Consider the following 15949-nt stretch of genomic DNA (forward strand, 5'->3'; position numbering starts at 1 on the left):
CCCTTTGCACATCGCATAGGTAAGCGCTTTCCTAGCAGCCTAGGTGGCCGCCCCACCACGGGCAAGAGGCCGCCGCCGCCCGTTGCGGTAACCTGTCCGCTACCGTGCGGCCCCGACCGGGCCCGGACACTTTCGGGGGTGCCCATGGCGACGCTTGCCGATGTCGCCCGCCGCGCCGGGGTCTCCCCCGCCACCGCCTCCCGGGTGATCAACGGCAGCAGCAAGCCCGTCGCCGACGAGCTGCGCGAACGGGTGCTGCGGGCCGTCGCCGACCTGCGGTACGTGCCCAACGCGCACGCCCAGCTGCTGGCCCGGCCGCAGCGCAGCGTGGTCGGCGTGGTGGTGCACGACGTCTCCGACCCGTACTTCGCCGAGCTGACCCGGGGGCTGCAACGGGTCGCCACCGACCACGGCCGGCTGGTCATCATCTGCAACAGCTACCGCGACCCGGAACGCGAGCTGGAGTACGTGGAGCTGCTGCGCGCCCAGCAGGTCGCCGCGATCGTGCTGGCCGGCTCCGGCTACCACGACGCCACCTTCACCGCCCGGCTCGCCGAGAAGCTGGCCGCCTACGAGGCGACCGGCGGCCGGGTGGCGGTGGTCGGCCGGCACGAACATCCCGGCGACGCGGTGATGCCGGCCAACACCGACGGCGGCCGGCTGCTCGGCGCGGAACTGCTGCGCCGGGGGCACACCCGGATCGGGGTGGTCGCCGGCCCGCAGGTGCTGACCACCATCACCGACCGGCTCGACGGGCTGCGCGCCGCGCTCGCCGAGGGCGGCCACCCGCTGCCCGCCGAGCGCGTCCGGTACGCCGACTTCGACCGCGACGGGGGCGCCCGCGCCGCCGGTGAGCTGCTCGACGCCGTCCCCGGGCTGACCGCGCTGGTGGCGTTGAACGACTCGATGGCCGTCGGCGCGCTGACCCTGCTGCGCGCCCGGGGCGTGCCGGTCCCCGGGCAGGTGTCGGTGGTCGGCTTCGACGACATGCCGGTCGCCGCCGACGTCACCCCGGCGCTGACCACCGTCCGGTTGCCCCTGGTGGAGCTGGGCGCACGGGCGATGACCCTGGCGCTGGGCCCGGCCGCCGACCGGTCCCGGGTCGAGGTGCTGCCGGCCACCCTGGTCGTCCGGGACAGCCTCGGCCCCGCCCCGGCCTGATCCGCCCGCACCGGGCCGCCGGACCGGCAGCACGGCCGACGACCCTCGGAGCGACGGTCCGACGGCCGGCACCGGCCCGCGCGGCGGGTGGGTGGGCGGGGACGGCACCGGCTCAGGCGGGGGTCGTCGCCAGCTCGGCGAGCCGGTCGATCTGCCGGGGGTCGGACAGCGCCGAACCCACCGCCACCACCCGCACCCCGGCGGCCAGGAAGTCGGCGGCGTTGCCCGCGTCGATCCCACCGGTCGCCACGAACCGCAGCTCCGGCAGCGGACCGGCCATCGCCTTGAACCACTGTGGACCGAGGCTGGCCGCCGGGAACGCCTTGAGCCAGATCAGCCCGTGGTCGAGCGCGAGCTGCGCCTCGGTGGGAGTGGCCACCCCGGGCAGGTGCGGAATGCCGTAGCTGACCGCCGCGTCCGCCACCGCCAGGTCGAGCCCCGGGGCGACGGTGAACGCCGCACCGGCGCTGGCGGCCTGCCGTACCTGGGCGGGGGTGCGCACCGTGCCGGCACCGACCCGGCGGCCCCGGTCCTTGCCGGCCTCCACCGCCGCCCGCAGGGACAGCGTCGCGTCCGGGGTGCGGATCGGCACCTCGACCACGTCGATGCCGAGGTTCCAGGCCCGTTCGGCGAGTCGGACGGTCTCCGTCGGCGGCAGGTCCCGCAGGATCACCATCACCCGTGCGGTGCCGAACAGGGGTGCGAAGTCGTGCGCGGTCATCGACCGTTCCTTCCGGTGGCGGGGGTGGGGAGCAGGCCGGCGTCGACCAGGTCCAGGCTCGCCCAGTCCCGCGCCGGCAGTGCGAGGAGCCGATCGGCCAGCGCCCGCCGCGGCGGCGGGGCGGTGTCCCCGGCGACGGTCAGGGCGGGGGCCGCGCAGAGGTGCCCGAGCCGCAGACAGCGGTCCAGGTCGAGGCCGCGCAGCAGCCCCGACAGGAGGCCGGCGGCGAAGGCGTCGCCAGCCCCGACCGGCTCGTGCACCGGCACCCGCAGCGCCGGCACGAAGACGGCCGCCGCGTCGCGGGGCAGCGCGGTGACCCCGACGGCGGCGTCCTTGACCACCACCAGTTCCGGGCCGGGCAGCAGGTCCCGCACGGCGGCCGGCGCGGTGACGCCCCACAGGGTGTGCGCCTCGTCGAGGCCGACCAGGACCACGTCGGCGGCGTCGGCGAGCCCGCGCAGCACCGGCGCGGCGGTCGCCGCCGACCAGAGCCGGGCCCGGTGGTTGACGTCGAAGGTGACCCGGGCGACGGGCAGCGGCCGATCGGTGACCGCCCGGCGGACCAGTGCCGCGCAGGACGGCGAGAGGGCGGCGGTCACCCCGGACAGGTGCAGCAGACGCGCCCCGGCCAGCGCCGGCTCGTCGAGCACCCCCGGGTGCAGGCGCGAGGCCGCCGACCCGGACCGGTAGTAGTGCACGGCGGTGCCGTCGGGCGTCGGGTCCTTGAGGTAGACGCCGGTCGGGGCGGTCGGGTCGACGGTGACCAGGCCGGTGTCCACGCCGGTGGCGGCGACGTGCCGGCGGACCCGCCGGCCGAACGGGTCGTCGCCGACCCGGCTGACCCAGGCGGTGCGGTGGCCGAGGGCGGCGAGCGCGCACGCCACGTTGGACTCCGCGCCGCCGACCGAGACGCCCAGCCGGTCGGCCCGGTCCAGCGGTCCGGTCGGGTCGGGGCTCAGCACCACCATCGACTCGCCGACGGTGACCACCTCCGGGCCGGGCCCGGCCCCGCCGGTCGGGTCGGCGGCGGTCACTGCGGTTCCGCGGCGGCGAGCAGGGCGGTGACGCCGGCCCGGTCGCGTACCCCGTCGGCGACCAGCACCCGGTGCCGGCCGGTGCGCCGGCCACCGGCGGGCACCACCGCCGGCCGGTCGAAGGCGAAGGCCACGCAGACCCCCGGATACATCGCCGTCCGCACGAACCACCTGTCGCCGAGCCCCAGCCCGGTGAAGACCAGGGTGTACGCCCCACCGCCCGGCGCGACCCCGGTGAGCGCGACCCAGCGGGCGGCGCTGCCGTTGGCGGCCTGCTCGCCGTCGGCGTCGGCGGTGAACGTGACCGGCTCACCGTCGGCGACGGCCCGCCAGAAGAAACCGCCGTAGCCGGCCCCGCCGGGCCGCCCGTTGGTGGCGGGGCTGCCCAGGTGGACGTCGCGCCCGGCCGGGGCGGTGAGGGTGTAGTCGACGTCGAGCGCCCAGGCGTCCGGGGTCACCGGGCTCGCGGCGAGCCGGCGGTGCTCGGTGAGCAGCACCCCGCCGGCCCGGTCGCGCCACTGCAACGCGTGTGCCAGCCGGTCCGGCGCGCGCTCCCGCCAGTGCGTGTGCGCGATCACGCCGTGGTCGTCACGCCAGGTGTAGCCGGTGTCCCGGACGTACGTCCGGCCGCCCCACAGGTTGGTGCCGTCGACGTCCTGCACGGCCAGCGACGCCCCGAGGTGCCAGACGTGGTCGGCGGGCAGGGCGTCGGTGACCGGGGTGCCGGCCAGGGTCCGGACCGGGTGCAGGTAGGGCCGGGGTCCGTGCTTGGGGTCCAGGTCGGGGCGCACCACGTACCGGGCCACCTCGACGTCGCCGAGGCGCAGCCGGGGATCCTCCTCGACGTGCGGCCGGGGGCCGTCGTCGGCCGGTTCCGGGGCGGCGCGGGTCGGCGTCGGGCCGGGGCCGGCCGGGACGGGCCGGGGGTGACCGGTCACGGTGCCTCCATCCGGGCGGTGGGCCGGCGGGCGGCGACCGCGTGCAGGGCGGCCAGCGCGTAGCCGGCCAGGATCGGCACCGCCACCGGGGTGACCAGTATCCCCAACAGAGCGGCCACCGCGCAGACCCCGCCGGCCGCCGCCCAGGTCCCCGGCCGGGCCAGGCCGGTGCGGGCGGCGACCCGGGCCGCCGCCCGCCAACCCCGCGCGCCGGTTCGACCGACCGCCACCACGGTCAGCCCGGCGTACCCGGCCAGGGCGGCGGTGACCACTGCGGTGCCGGCCAGCGCGACGCCGCCACCGGGTACCCGGCCGGTGGCCAGCGCGACCAGGTCGACGCCGAGCGCGACGGCGACGGCCAGCCCGACGGCGCTGGCGACCAGCCCGGCGGGCAGCGCCCGACCGAACCGGGACAGCGTGGTACGCAGGTCGGGCCAACCGCCGAGGGTCAGCCGGTCGTGCACGGCGGCGCTGGCGGTGGCCAGGGCCGGGGCGAGGGTGAGCACCGGCAGCGCGGCCAGCGTCACGGCGAACCCGAGCAGTGCCAGGTCGGTGGCGTCGCGCAGGGTGTCGCGCCAGTCCCGGCGGGCCGGTACGGCGTCCTCCTGCACCAGCGGGGCGGCGGTCATCCCTTCAACCCGCTGGTGTTGATGCCCTCGACCAGCATCCGCTGGAAGGCCAGGAAGAACAGGAACACCGGCAGCAGCGACAGCACCGACATGGCGAACATCGGGCCGACCGCGCTCTGGCTGGTCGAGTCGATGAACAGGGTCAGCGCCACCGGCACCGTGTAGTCGTCCAGGCTGGACAGGAAGACCAGTTGCCGGAAGAAGTCGTTCCAGGTCCAGATGAACGAGAAGATCGCGGTGGTGACCAGCGCCGGGCGGCTCAGCGGCAGGATGACGTGCCGGAAGATGCCGTACGGGCTGGCCCCGTCGATCTTGGCGGCCTCGTCGAGTTCGCGCGGGATGCCCCGCATGAACTGCACCATGAGGAACACGAAGAACGCCTCGGTGGCCAGGAACTGCGGGATGAGCAGCGGCAGGTAGGGCCAGTCCCCGCCGACCAGGCCGAGGCTGCGGAACAGGATGTACTGCGGCACGATCAGCACGTGGCCGGGGAGCAGCAGGGTGCCGATCATGACGGCGAACCAGACCCCCCGCAGCCGGAACCGCAACCGGGCCAGGGCGTACGCGGCGAGCAGGCAGGAGACCGCGTTGCCGACCACGGTCAACAGGCTGACCATGGCGCTGTTGAGGAAGAACGTGCCGAAGCTGAGGTCGAAGTTGCCCCACCCGGCGGTGTAGTTGCCCGGGGTGAACCGCTCGGGCAGCAGGCCGATGTTGTTGACGATCTCTTCCTGCGACTTGACCGAGGTGCCCACCATCCACAGCAGCGGGTAGAGCACCACCGCCACGATCACGATCAGCACCAGCAGGCGTACGGCCTGCCGGCCGCCCTGCCGCCGGCCGGGCCGCCGCGCCGTCGAGGTCACCGCCACCATCACTTCTCCCCGTCGGAGTAGTGCACCCAGAACCGCCCGGTGCTGAAGAAGACCACGGTGATCAGGCCGATCGCGAGCAGGAACACCCAGGCCATCGCGGAGGCGTAGCCCATCTCCAGGTCGGTGAAGCCCGAGATGTAGAGCTTCAGGGTGTACATCAGGGTGGAGTCGACCGGCCCGCCGGTGCCGTTGCTGAGCACGAAGGCGGCGGTGAAGCCCTGGAACCCGTTGATGGTCTCCAGCACCAGGTTGAAGAAGATGACCGGGGAGAGCATCGGCAGGGTGACGTGCCAGAACTGGCGGACCCGGCCGGCGCCGTCGACGGAGGCGGCCTCGTACAGCTCGCCGGGGACCTGCTTCAACCCGGCCAGGAAGATCACCATGGGCGCGCCGAACTGCCAGATGGCCAACACCATCAGGGTCTGCAACGCCCAGTCCGGGTCGCTGACCCAGGGCAGCCCCTCGATGCCGAACAGCACGAGGAACGAGTTGAACGCGCCGTCCCGGTTGAACATGTTGACCCAGACGATGGCCAGCGCGACGCTGCCGCCGAGCAGGGACGGCAGGTAGAACAGCGCCCGGAACAGGCCCACCCCCCGCCACGCCCTGTTGAGCAGCAGCGCCACCCCGAGCGCGGCAGCCAGCTTCAGCGGCACCGCCACCAGGGCGAAGGTCACCGTCACCCGCACCGCGTGCCAGTACGACGGGTCGGCGGTGAACATCCGCTCGTAGTTGGCCAGGCCCACCCACTGCACCTCGGACAGCGGGGTGAGGATGTCGTAGTTGGTGAAGCTCAGCCAGAGCGAGAGCAGCATGGGGATCGCCGTGACGCCCATCAGTCCGATGAGCCAGGGCGAGAGGAATACGTACCCCGCCAGTCCTTCGGCGTGCCGGTCCCGCCCGCCCCGACGCCGCTTGGCGTGGGGGCGGGCGGGACCGGTGCGTCCGGTCCGGCCGGGCACCGTGGTGAGGGCCACGGGTCCGGCTCCTTTCGTCGTCCGCGGTGTGCCGGTCAGGCGATCGCGGACTTGCAGGCGGCGAGGAACTGCTCGGCGGCCTGTTCCGGGGTGGCGCGCTGGTACTGGACGTTCTCGGCGGCCTTGACCAGCTCGGACTTGACCTTGCTGTGTCCCTTGATGGGCACCTGCGGCGACTGGCCGAACTTCTGCGCCAGCTCGGTCTCGACCTGGATGGACTGCTTCATCGCCGGGTCGGTCACCGTCTGGCTGACCGTGGCCCGCAGGTCCATGTTGGACGGCAGGCCCCGGTCGGTGCCGAGCAGGGCCACCGCCTCCGGGTCGTTGGCCAGGAAGTTGATCACGTCGACGGCGGTGTCCCGGTGCTTGCTGCCCTTGAACACCGACCAGTACATCGACGCACGGGCCCACTGGGCGCTCGGGTCACCGGGGTAGGCCACCACCCCCAGCTCGTCCTTGGTGTTCTTCTTCAGGTCGGGCATCTGGTTGACCCAGACCCAGGAGGTCGCGGCCTTGCCGGTGACCACGAGCTGCTTGGTCACGTCGCTGGCGTTGCCCTCGTGGATCACGTCGGCGGTGGGGGTGGCGCCCCGGTCCCGGGCACCCTTCCACAGGGTGAACCACTTGGTCACGTCCTCGGCGGTGAACCCGAGGTCCTTGCCGTTGTAGAGGTCCTTGCCCTGCTGGCGCAGCCAGATCCAGAACGCCTTGTAGTCGGCGCTCGGGTCCTGGGTGCCGGGGATCTTGGCCTTCCTGGCCACCTGCTCGGCCCAGGCGATGTGCTCCTCCCAGCTCTGGCCGGTGGTCGGCTCCGGGAGGCCGTTCTTGGTCAGCAGGGTCTTGTTGTAGACCAGGCCCTGGGTGTTCTCGCCGGCGGCCACCCCGGCCAGCTTGCCGTCGACGACGCCGTACTCCAGCAGGCTCTTGGGGAACTTCGACACGTCGAGCTTGCCGGAGTCCTGGTAGCTCTTGAGGTCGAGCACGGTGCTGCGGCCGGCGTACTCGGCCAGGTAGTTGTCGTCGATCTGGAACAGGTCCGGCGGGTTGCCGCCGGCGGTGAGGGTGGCCAGCTTGTCGAAGTAGCCCTGGTTGGCCTGCCAGGTCTTCTCGAACGTCACGTTCGGGTGCTTCTTGGTGTAGAGGGCGAGGGCGTCCTCGGTGAGCTTGGCCCGCGCCTCACCGCCCCACCAGAAGACGGAGAGCTTGACCTGGCCGTCGTCACCGGCGGAGTCGTCGCCGCAGGCCGCCGCGCCGAACATCAGCGGTACGGCGACAGCGGTGGCGAGCACGCCGCGCAGGAATCGACGACGGGGCACGGGGGTACGGTGGTGCGGTTCGGCCGGCGTGCCGGCGGTGGGGGACGTTGCGGGGTGCATGCGCTCACTCCTCGGGTTAGGAGGCGACGACGCCACCGGTGGTCACGGTCGGGCCGCCCGGGTCCGCAAGGCGATGCGGACCCGGGCCATCCGGATCGGAACCGGGACGGGATCGACCGGGTACGGGTCCGGTCGAGTCGCGAATGACCAGTTCGGTCTGGAGCATTACCTGTGCGGTGGTACGACGGTCGCCGACGGCCGCTGCCCGTCCCCCGCCGCGCGGGCGCGGGTCGGAGTCGTGTTGCAGCAGCATGTCGACGGCCGTCCGGCCGGCGGCCGCGGTTGGCGTGGCCACCGTCGTCAACTTGGGGCGGGTGAGTCGGCTCAGCGCGATGTCGTCGACGCCGACCACGCTGACGTCCTGCGGTACCCGGATGCCGAGCTGGTCGAGCCCCTCGATCAGCCCGATCGCCATCAGGTCGTTGTAGGCGAGCACGGCGGTGACGCCGCTGTCGCGTACCCGGGCGGCCAGCTCACCGCCGCCGGTCTCGGTGGGCGGGTTGGGCCCGAGCACGGTCAGCTCGGCCCCGCCGGAGCGGGCGGCGGCGCCGGCCGCCCGGCGCATCTGCTGGTGGGTCCAGGAGCCGCGCGGCCCGCCGAGCAGGGCGATCCGCCGGTGGCCGAGGCCGAGCAGGTGCTCGATCGCGGCGCGCGCCCCCTGGCCGACGTCCATCATCACGCAGGGCAGGCCGGTGACCTGCCGGTTTATCACCACCACCGGAACTTCCCGGCTGACCTGCTCGATCAGGCCGTTGCTCATCCGGGGGCTGCACAGCAGCACCCCGTCGACCTGCTTGGCCAGCGCGTGGACCAGCTCCTCCTCGGCGGCCGGGTCCTCGTTGGTGTCGGCCACGAAGACGTGGTAGTCGCGGTGCCGGGCCTGCCCCTCGGCCGCCTTGATCAGCGGCGGGAAGAACGGGTTGGCGATGTCGGCGATGATCAGGCCGATGTTGTGGGTCCGGCCGGTGATCAGGGCGCGGGCGGCCCGGTTGGGTCGGTAGCCGAGGTCCTCGGCGCAGGCCAGCACCCGGCCCCGGGTCTCCGGGTTGACCAGGTGCGGTGCCGAGAAGGTCCGGGACACCGTGGAGATGTGCACGCCCGAGGCCCGCGCGACGTCGCGGATGGTGGCTGGCACGGGCGGCCCTCTCGTCGATGGTGTGGTCGGGGTCACGTGGGTGCCGCCAATTAATGCAAACGGTTGCTCCACTGTCAACGGGAGTTTGTTGCAGGTCGATTGCGGGGGCGCTCCTGCCATGCCCCCTTATGCGCATGAAACGGTATCTATGCCACGGGATTGGCATCGATCGTTGACGTGCTCTTCACCGACGTGGTTTCTTCACTGCAAACCTTTGCAGCCACGGGAGGTCCACGGATGCCACCACCAGCCACGTCACGCCGACGGCACGCCCTCGTCGGCACCGGGGCGCGGGCGGAGATGTTCGTCCGGGCCCTGGTCACCGCGCACGCCGACACCGCCGAGCTGGTCGCCTTCGCCGACGTCAACCAGACCCGGATGGACGCGCACAACCGGTGGCTGACCGAGCTGGGCCAGCCGGCCGTGCCGACGTACCCGGCCGCCGACTTCGCCACCATGCTCGCCGAGGAACGGGTCGACGTGGTGCTGGTGACCAGCGTCGACGTCACCCACGACGAGTACATCGTGGCGGCCCTGCGGGCCGGCTGCGACGTGGTCACCGAGAAACCGATGACCGTGGACGCGGAGCGCTGCCGGCGCATCCTCGACGCGGTCGCCGAGACCGGCCGGCAGGTCACCGTCGCCTTCAACTACCGGTACAACCCGTTGCACGAGCAGGTCAGAAGGCTGCTCGCCGACGGCGCGGTCGGCGAGATCGGCTCGGTGCACTTCGAGTGGCTGCTCGACGTGCGGCACGGCGCGGACTACTTCCGCCGCTGGCACCGGGACAAGGCCAGCTCCGGCGGGCTGATGGTGCACAAGGCCAGCCACCACTTCGACCTGGTCAACTGGTGGCTCGACGCCACCCCGGTCGAGGTGTACGCCGCCGGCCGGCTGTTCTTCTACGGCGACGAGGGCCGCCGGCACGGCTACGCCCGCGACTACGACCGGGCGCACGACTCCCCCGCCGCCGCCGACGACCCGTTCGCCCTGCGGCTGGCCGACCACCCCCGGTTGCGCGAGCTGTACCTCGACGCCGAGGCCGAGGACGGCTACCAGCGCGACCGCAACGTCTTCGCCCCCGGGGTCACCATCGAGGACGACATGGCGGTGCTGGCCCGCTACTCCACCGGCGCGACGATGACCTACCACCTCACCGCCTACGCCCCCTGGGAGGGCTACCGGGTGATGGTCAACGGCAGCCGGGGCCGGCTGGAACTGGAGGTCACCGAGAGCGACTTCGTCAGCCCGGCCGCCGCCGGTGCGCTCAAGGGGGCCGCCCTGCACGGCGACGAGGCCGCCGCCGAACACGGCGAGGCCACCCTCACCCTGCGCCCGTTCTGGGCCCCGCCCACCCGGATCCCGGTCGAGGGCTACACCCGGCAGGGCCACGGCGGCGCGGACGTCCGGATGACCCGGGTGATCTTCGGCGGCGAGCCGGACCCGCTGGGCCGGGCCGCCACCGCCCGCGACGGGGCGCTGGCCCTGCTCACCGGGCTGGCCGCCAACCGCTCCTTCGACACCGGCGCGCCGGTCCGCGTCGCCGACCTGCTCACCCTGCCCTGACCGGGTCGGCCCCGCCGACCCCGTCCCGAACCGCCGACCCTCCGCCCGTACCCGAGGAGTCCTCCGACGTGCCGACCTCTCCCGACCTGCTCCTGCCGACCGACCCGGGCGTCCGGGCCATCGCCCGCGAGCTGTACGCCCTCGCCGGCCCGCAGCCGATCATCTCGCCGCACGGGCACGTCGACCCGGCGCTGCTGGCCGAGGACCGGCCCTTCCCGGACCCGGCCCGGCTCCTGATCGTGCCCGACCACTACCTCACCCGGATGCTGCTCAGCCAGGGGGTGCCGCCGGCCGAACTGGGCGTGCCCAGCGTCGACGGCAGCCCGGTGGAGACCGACGGCCGGACCATCTGGCGGCGCTTCGCCGCGCACTGGCACCTGTTCCGGGGCACCCCGTCGCGGCTGTGGCTGGAACGCACCTTCAGCGAGGTGTTCGGGGTGGACACCGCGCTCACCCCGGCCACCGCCGACGCCGTCTACGACGCGCTGGCCGCCCGGCTCGCCGAGCCGGAGTTCCGGCCCCGGGCGCTGTTCACCAGGTTCCGCATCGAGGTGCTCGCCACCACCGAGTCCCCGCTGGACGACCTCGCCGCGCACGCCAAGCTCGCCGCCGACGGCTGGGGCGGGCCGGGCGGCCGGGTGGTCACCACCTTCCGCCCCGACAACGTCGTCGACATGGAGTTCGACGGCTGGGCCGACAACGTGGCCCGGCTCGGCGAGGTGGCCGGCGTCGACACCGGCACCTACGCCGGCTACCTGGACGCGCTACGGGCCCGCCGGGCGGCGTTCGTCGCGGCCGGCGCGACCTCCTCCGACCACGGCCACCCCACCGCCCGGACGCTGGTGCTCGACCCCGACGAGGCGGCGCGGCTCTACGACCGGGGCCGGCGGGGGCTGGCCGACGCCGCTGACGCCGAGGCGTTCCGGGCGCACATGCTGGTGGAGTTCGCCCGGATGTCGCTCGACGACGGTCTGGTGCTGCAACTGCACCCCGGCGCCGTGCGCAACCACAACCGCCAGCTGTACGCCACCCACGGCCGCGACGTCGGTGGGGACGTCCCGCACGCCACCGAGTACGTGCACGCGCTGGCCCCGCTGCTCGACGCGTACGGCAACGACCCGCGCCTGCGGGTGGTGCTCTACACCCTCGACGAGTACACGTTCACCCGGGAGCTGGCCCCGCTGGCCGGCGGCTACGCCGCGCTCTACCTCGGCGCGCCCTGGTGGTTCCTGGACTCCCCGGAGGTGCTGCGCCGGTTCCGGGAGGCGGTCACCGAGTCCGCCGGGTTCTACAACACCGCCGGGTTCGTCGACGACACCCGCGCGTTCTGCTCCATCCCGGTCCGCCACGACGTGGCCCGCCGGATCGACGCCGGATTCCTGGCCCGTCTCGTCGCCGAGCACCGGCTGAGCGAGGACGAGGCCGCCGAGACGGTCGTCGACCTGGCGTACCGGTTGCCCAAGAAGGTCTTCAAGTTCGAGGGGTCCGCATGAGCACCACGATCACCGCCGTCGACGTGCACGACGTCCGGTTCCCGACGGCGGCGGCCGGCGACGGCTCCGACGCGATCAACCGGGGTGACTACTCGGCCAGCTACGTCGAGCTGCGCACCGACGACGGCCCAACGGGCGCCGGGTTCACCTTCACCAACGGCCGGGGCAACGAGATCACCTGCGCGGCGATCGAGGCCCTCGCCCACCACGTCCGGGGGCGCACCGTCGCCGAGATCGCGGCCGAACCGGTGGCGTTCTGGCGCTCGCTGACCGCCGACGTGCAGCTGCGCTGGCTGGGGCCGGAGAAGGGGGTCATCCACATGGCCGCCGGGGCGCTGGTCAACGCGGTCTGGGACCTGCGGGCCAAGCTGGCCGGCAAGCCGATGTGGCGCTACCTCGCCGAGCTGTCCACCGACGAGCTGGTCGCCAACATCGACTTCCACCACATCACCGACGCGCTCACCCCCGACGAGGCGGCCACCCTGCTCGACAAGGGACTGGTGGGGGCGGCGGAGCGGCTCGCCGTGCTGGAGCAGGACGGGTTCCCGTCGTACACCACCTCGGTGGGGTGGCTGGGGTATCCGGACGACAAGGTGCGGGCGCTGACCCGCGAGGCGTACGCCCAGGGGTGGCGGGCGATGAAGATGAAGGTCGGCGGCCCGCCCGCCGACGACCTGCGCCGAGCCCGGATCATCCGGGCCGAGATCGGCCCGGACGCGCTGCTGATGATGGACGCCAACCAGGTGTGGGACGTCGACGAGGCGATCACCAACATGACCGCGCTGGCCGAGGTCGACCCGTACTGGATCGAGGAGCCGACGCACGCCGACGACATCCTCGGTCACGCCCGGATCGCCCGCGCGGTGACCGCGTCGACCGACGGCCGGTGCCGGGTCGCCACCGGCGAGGTCGCCGCCAACCGGGTGATCTTCAAGCAGCTGCTCCAGGCCGAGGCGATCGGGGTGATGCAGATCGACGCCTGCCGGGTCGCCGGGGTCAACGAGGTGCTGGCCGAACTGCTGCTGGCCGCGAAGTTCGGGGTGCCGGTCTGCCCGCACGCCGGTGGCGTCGGCCTCTGCGAGTACGTGCAGCACCTGGCGATCTTCGACTACCTGCGGGTCGGCACCAGCCTGGACGGGCGGATGGTCGAGTACGTCGACCACCTGCACGAGCACTTCGTCGACCCGGTCCGCACCCGGGGCGGCCGGTACCTGCTGCCCACCGCCCCCGGCTACAGCGCCACCATGCGCCCCGAGTCGATCGCGCGGTTCCGGTTCCCGGACGGCCCGGTGTGGCGGTGAACGGGGGCACCGACCGGCTGGGCCTGGCCACCCTGAGCCGGCTGCCCGAGCAGAGCCGACCGCTGATCCGGCCGGGCACCGTGCCGGCCGGCATCGTCCACCTCGGACTCGGCGCGTTCCACCGGGCCCACCAGGCGGTCTGCACCGAGGCGGCGGTCGACGCGGCCGGCGGCGACTGGGGCATCGTCGGCGTCGCCCCGCGCAGCACCGACCTGGTCGAGGCGCTCGCCGCCCAGGACGCCCTGTTCAGCGTCACCACGCTGGCCGCCGACCGGTCCGCGACCCGGGTGGTCGGCGCGCTGGCCGGGGTACGGCACGCGGCCAGCGACCCGGCGGCGGTGGTCGCGCTGCTGGCCGACCCGGCGATCCGGGTGGTGACGTTGACGGTGACCGAGAAGGCGTACCGGCTCGACCCGGTCTCCGGGGCGTTGCGGGCCGACGACGCGCTGACCCTCGACCTGACCACCGACCGGCCCCCGGTCACCGTCCCCGGCCTGCTGGTGCGCGGGCTGCTCGCCCGCGCCGCCGCCCAGGCGGGGCCGATCGCGCTGGTCAGCTGCGACAACCTGCCGTCCAACGGGCGTCGGCTGCGCGGCCTGGTACAGCAGTCGCTGGCGCTGGCCGGGGTGCCGGACGCCGTCCAGGACGCCCTCGCCGGGCAGGTGAGCTTCCCCGGCACGATGGTGGACCGGATCGTCCCGGCCAGCACCGCCGCGACGCTGGCGGACGCCCGCGCCGCGCTGGGGGTCACCGATCTGGCGGCGGTGGCCGCCGAGCCGTACCTCCAGTGGGTCGTCGAGGACGACTTCCCCGGTGGACGGCCCCGGTGGGAGCGGGCCGGCGCGGTGCTCACCACCGACGCCGGCCCGTGGGAGCGGTTGAAGCTGCGCGGCCTCAACGGCGTCCACTCGGCGGTGGCCTACCTGGGGGCGGTGGCCGGCTGCGAGACGATCGCGGACGCGCTGACGCTGCCCGGCCTGACCGACGTGCTACGCCGGTTCGTCGCCGACGACGTGGCCGCGAGCTTCACCCCGCCCGAGGGGACGACCGTCGTCGGGTACGGCGACGAGGTGCTGGCCCGGTTCGCCAACCCGGCGATCCGGCACCGCACCCTCCAGGTGGCGATGGACGGTTCGCAGAAGCTGCCGCAGCGGGTCCTGCACACCGCCGCCGACCTGCGCGCCCAGGGCCGTCCGGCGTACTGGTCGGCGCTGGTCGTGGCGGCCTGGCTGCGGTTCCTCGACGGGCGGGCCGACGACGGCACGGTGCTGCCGCTCGACGACCCGCTGGCCGACCGGATCACCACCGCGCTCGCCGCCGCCGACGGCACCGCAGCCGGCACGGTCGGGGCGGTGTTCGCCCTGTCCGAGGTCGTCCCGGCCGCGCTCGCCTCCGACGACGGGTTCCGCGCCGACGTGGCCAGATGGCTCGGCGCGCTGCGTACCCACGGCGTGGCGACGGTCCTGTCGGGGGCGGCGTGACCGCCCCGGTGCCGCCGGCCGCCGCCGCTGGGCCCGCCGCCCGGGACGCTCCGGCCGGGCCCGGCGCGACGGCCGCGCCCCGGGTGGCGATCGTCGGCGCGAACGGGCACGGCCGCTGGCACCGGCGCAGCGTCGCCGGGCTGCACGCGGCGGGACGGCTGCGGTTGGTGGCGCTGGTCGACGTGCGGCCGATCGAGGACGAGCCGGCCGCACCGGTCCCGCCCGGGACCACCGTGCACACCGACCACCGGGAGATGCTCACCGCCGCCCGCCCGGACGTGGTGATCGTCTGCACCCCGCCGCACACCCACCTGCCGATCGCCCTGGACGTCCTCGCCGCCGGTGCCGACCTGCTGCTGGAGAAGCCGCCGGTGCTGTCCACCGCCGAGCACCGGACGCTGGCCGGGGCGCTGGCCGCGACCGGCCGGGCCTGCCAGGTCGGTTTCCAGGCGCTCGGCTCGATGGCGCTGGCGCAACTGTCGGCCGCCCTCGAACAGGGCCGGCTGGGCACCGTCACCGGCATCGGCACGGTCGCCTGCTGGCAACGCCCCGACGGCTACTACGCGCGGTCCCCGTGGGCCGGCCGCCGCAGCCTGCACGGCCGGCCGGTGCTCGACGGCGCGTTGGCCAACCCGCTGGCGCACGCGGTGATGCAGTGCCTGGCGGTCGCCCGGACGGTGACCGGCGTGCCGGTACGGCCGGCCCGCATCGAGCTGGAGCGCTACCGGGTCCGCCCGATCGAGGTCGACGACACCGCCACGCTGCGGATCGTCACCCCGGGTGGGCCGCCGATCGTGGCGGCGGTGACGCTGGCCGGGGAGGACTTCGTCGCCGGGGAGGTGATCGTCACCGGCACCGCCGGGCGGGCGGTGCTGGAGTACCCGACCGACCGGTTGCTGCTGCCCGGCGACCCGCACCCCCGGGAGGTGCCGGGGCGGCGGGGGCTGCTGGAGAACCTGCTCGCCCACCGCGCCGACCCGGCCGGCACCCCGCTGATCGCCCCGCTGGCCCGCACCGCGCCGTTCACCGCAGTGCTGGAACAGGTGCGGCAGGCCCCCGAACCGACCCTGCTCGGCGGCGACCTGGTCACGGTCACCGGCAGCGGGCCGCAACGGGTCGTGACGGTGCCCGGGATCAACGCGGCGCTGCGCCGGGCCGCCGGGCAGGGGGCGCTGCTGTCGGAACTGGCGGTGCCGTGGGCGGTGCCGCCGGTGCGGATCCCCCTGGCGGCGCTGGACGACTGACGCACCATCCACCACCAC

The 15949-nt window shown here is 74.1% G+C and carries 14 protein-coding genes; 6 read left to right on the forward strand and 8 right to left on the reverse strand.

From position 1 onward, the window contains the following. Positions 1–144: 144 nt before the first annotated feature. A complete protein-coding gene (locus ACN261_RS26660) occupies positions 145–1161 on the forward strand; it encodes a LacI family DNA-binding transcriptional regulator (protein ID WP_425852733.1) in 1017 nt (338 codons plus the stop codon). Between the two features lie 112 nt (positions 1162–1273). Here the strand turns inward: ACN261_RS26660 and ACN261_RS26665 are convergent, their stop codons facing one another. From ACN261_RS26665 to ACN261_RS26700, 8 genes are read right to left on the reverse strand one after another with little or no spacing between them, the layout of a single operon-like run. Next, entirely contained in the window at positions 1274–1882 is a 609-nt protein-coding gene (locus tag ACN261_RS26665; protein WP_357930049.1) for a bifunctional 4-hydroxy-2-oxoglutarate aldolase/2-dehydro-3-deoxy-phosphogluconate aldolase, read from the reverse strand. After that, complete coding sequence (locus tag ACN261_RS26670; protein ID WP_425852736.1) at positions 1879–2916, reverse strand: sugar kinase; 1038 nt, start codon at positions 2914–2916, stop codon at positions 1879–1881. Before ACN261_RS26670 ends, ACN261_RS26665 begins: the two co-directional genes overlap by 4 nt. Beyond that, complete coding sequence (locus ACN261_RS26675) at positions 2913–3854, reverse strand: PmoA family protein (RefSeq protein WP_421482405.1); 942 nt, start codon at positions 3852–3854, stop codon at positions 2913–2915. The genes ACN261_RS26670 and ACN261_RS26675 overlap by 4 nt, the downstream gene beginning before the upstream one ends. Beyond that, entirely contained in the window at positions 3851–4483 is a 633-nt protein-coding gene (locus ACN261_RS26680) for a hypothetical protein (RefSeq protein WP_421482406.1), read from the reverse strand. Before ACN261_RS26680 ends, ACN261_RS26675 begins: the two co-directional genes overlap by 4 nt. After that, complete coding sequence (locus ACN261_RS26685; RefSeq protein WP_363793172.1) at positions 4480–5358, reverse strand: carbohydrate ABC transporter permease; 879 nt, start codon at positions 5356–5358, stop codon at positions 4480–4482. The genes ACN261_RS26680 and ACN261_RS26685 overlap by 4 nt, the downstream gene beginning before the upstream one ends. Beyond that, positions 5358–6335 carry a carbohydrate ABC transporter permease gene (locus tag ACN261_RS26690; protein WP_425852739.1) on the reverse strand — a complete coding sequence of 326 codons (978 nt, stop codon included), beginning with the start codon at positions 6333–6335 and terminating at the stop codon, positions 5358–5360. The genes ACN261_RS26685 and ACN261_RS26690 overlap by 1 nt, the downstream gene beginning before the upstream one ends. A gap of 35 nt (positions 6336–6370) precedes the next feature. Further along, the gene (locus ACN261_RS26695) at positions 6371–7711 is read right to left on the reverse strand and encodes an ABC transporter substrate-binding protein (RefSeq protein WP_421482408.1); all 1341 of its coding nucleotides are present in this window, start codon (positions 7709–7711) and stop codon (positions 6371–6373) included. A gap of 16 nt (positions 7712–7727) precedes the next feature. Then, a complete protein-coding gene (locus ACN261_RS26700; RefSeq protein WP_421482409.1) occupies positions 7728–8846 on the reverse strand; it encodes a LacI family DNA-binding transcriptional regulator in 1119 nt (372 codons plus the stop codon). A 237-nt stretch (positions 8847–9083) separates the two neighbouring features. On the opposite strand from ACN261_RS26700, the gene ACN261_RS26705 reads away from it, so the two are divergent. The 5 genes from ACN261_RS26705 (at position 9084) to ACN261_RS26725 (ending at position 15931) form a co-directional block, all read left to right on the forward strand. Beyond that, complete coding sequence (locus ACN261_RS26705) at positions 9084–10412, forward strand: Gfo/Idh/MocA family protein (protein WP_421482410.1); 1329 nt, start codon at positions 9084–9086, stop codon at positions 10410–10412. Positions 10413–10480: 68 nt separating this feature from the next. Continuing rightward, a complete protein-coding gene (gene uxaC, locus ACN261_RS26710) occupies positions 10481–11905 on the forward strand; it encodes a glucuronate isomerase (protein WP_425852742.1) in 1425 nt (474 codons plus the stop codon). Next, entirely contained in the window at positions 11902–13206 is a 1305-nt protein-coding gene (locus tag ACN261_RS26715; protein ID WP_425852744.1) for an enolase C-terminal domain-like protein, read from the forward strand. Before uxaC ends, ACN261_RS26715 begins: the two co-directional genes overlap by 4 nt. Beyond that, positions 13197–14687: a mannitol dehydrogenase family protein gene (locus ACN261_RS26720; RefSeq protein WP_425852746.1), complete on the forward strand. Its 1491-nt coding sequence runs from the start codon at positions 13197–13199 to the stop codon at positions 14685–14687. Before ACN261_RS26715 ends, ACN261_RS26720 begins: the two co-directional genes overlap by 10 nt. After that, entirely contained in the window at positions 14684–15931 is a 1248-nt protein-coding gene (locus tag ACN261_RS26725) for a Gfo/Idh/MocA family protein (protein ID WP_425852748.1), read from the forward strand. The genes ACN261_RS26720 and ACN261_RS26725 overlap by 4 nt, the downstream gene beginning before the upstream one ends. Positions 15932–15949: the final 18 nt, after the last annotated feature.

This window comes from Micromonospora sp. WMMD723 (assembly GCF_049863385.1).
Lineage (GTDB): Bacteria > Actinomycetota > Actinomycetes > Mycobacteriales > Micromonosporaceae > Micromonospora > Micromonospora wenchangensis.

Coding starts and splice junctions, on each gene's coding strand:
- ACN261_RS26660 (WP_425852733.1), top strand. CDS start 145: ATGGCGACGCTTGCCGATGTCGCCCGCCGCGCCGGGGTCTCCCCCGCC.
- ACN261_RS26665 (WP_357930049.1), bottom strand. CDS start 1,882: ATGACCGCGCACGACTTCGCACCCCTGTTCGGCACCGCACGGGTGATG.
- ACN261_RS26680 (WP_421482406.1), bottom strand. CDS start 4,483: ATGACCGCCGCCCCGCTGGTGCAGGAGGACGCCGTACCGGCCCGCCGG.
- ACN261_RS26685 (WP_363793172.1), bottom strand. CDS start 5,358: ATGGTGGCGGTGACCTCGACGGCGCGGCGGCCCGGCCGGCGGCAGGGC.
- ACN261_RS26695 (WP_421482408.1), bottom strand. CDS start 7,711: ATGCACCCCGCAACGTCCCCCACCGCCGGCACGCCGGCCGAACCGCAC.
- ACN261_RS26705 (WP_421482410.1), top strand. CDS start 9,084: ATGCCACCACCAGCCACGTCACGCCGACGGCACGCCCTCGTCGGCACC.
- ACN261_RS26715 (WP_425852744.1), top strand. CDS start 11,902: ATGAGCACCACGATCACCGCCGTCGACGTGCACGACGTCCGGTTCCCG.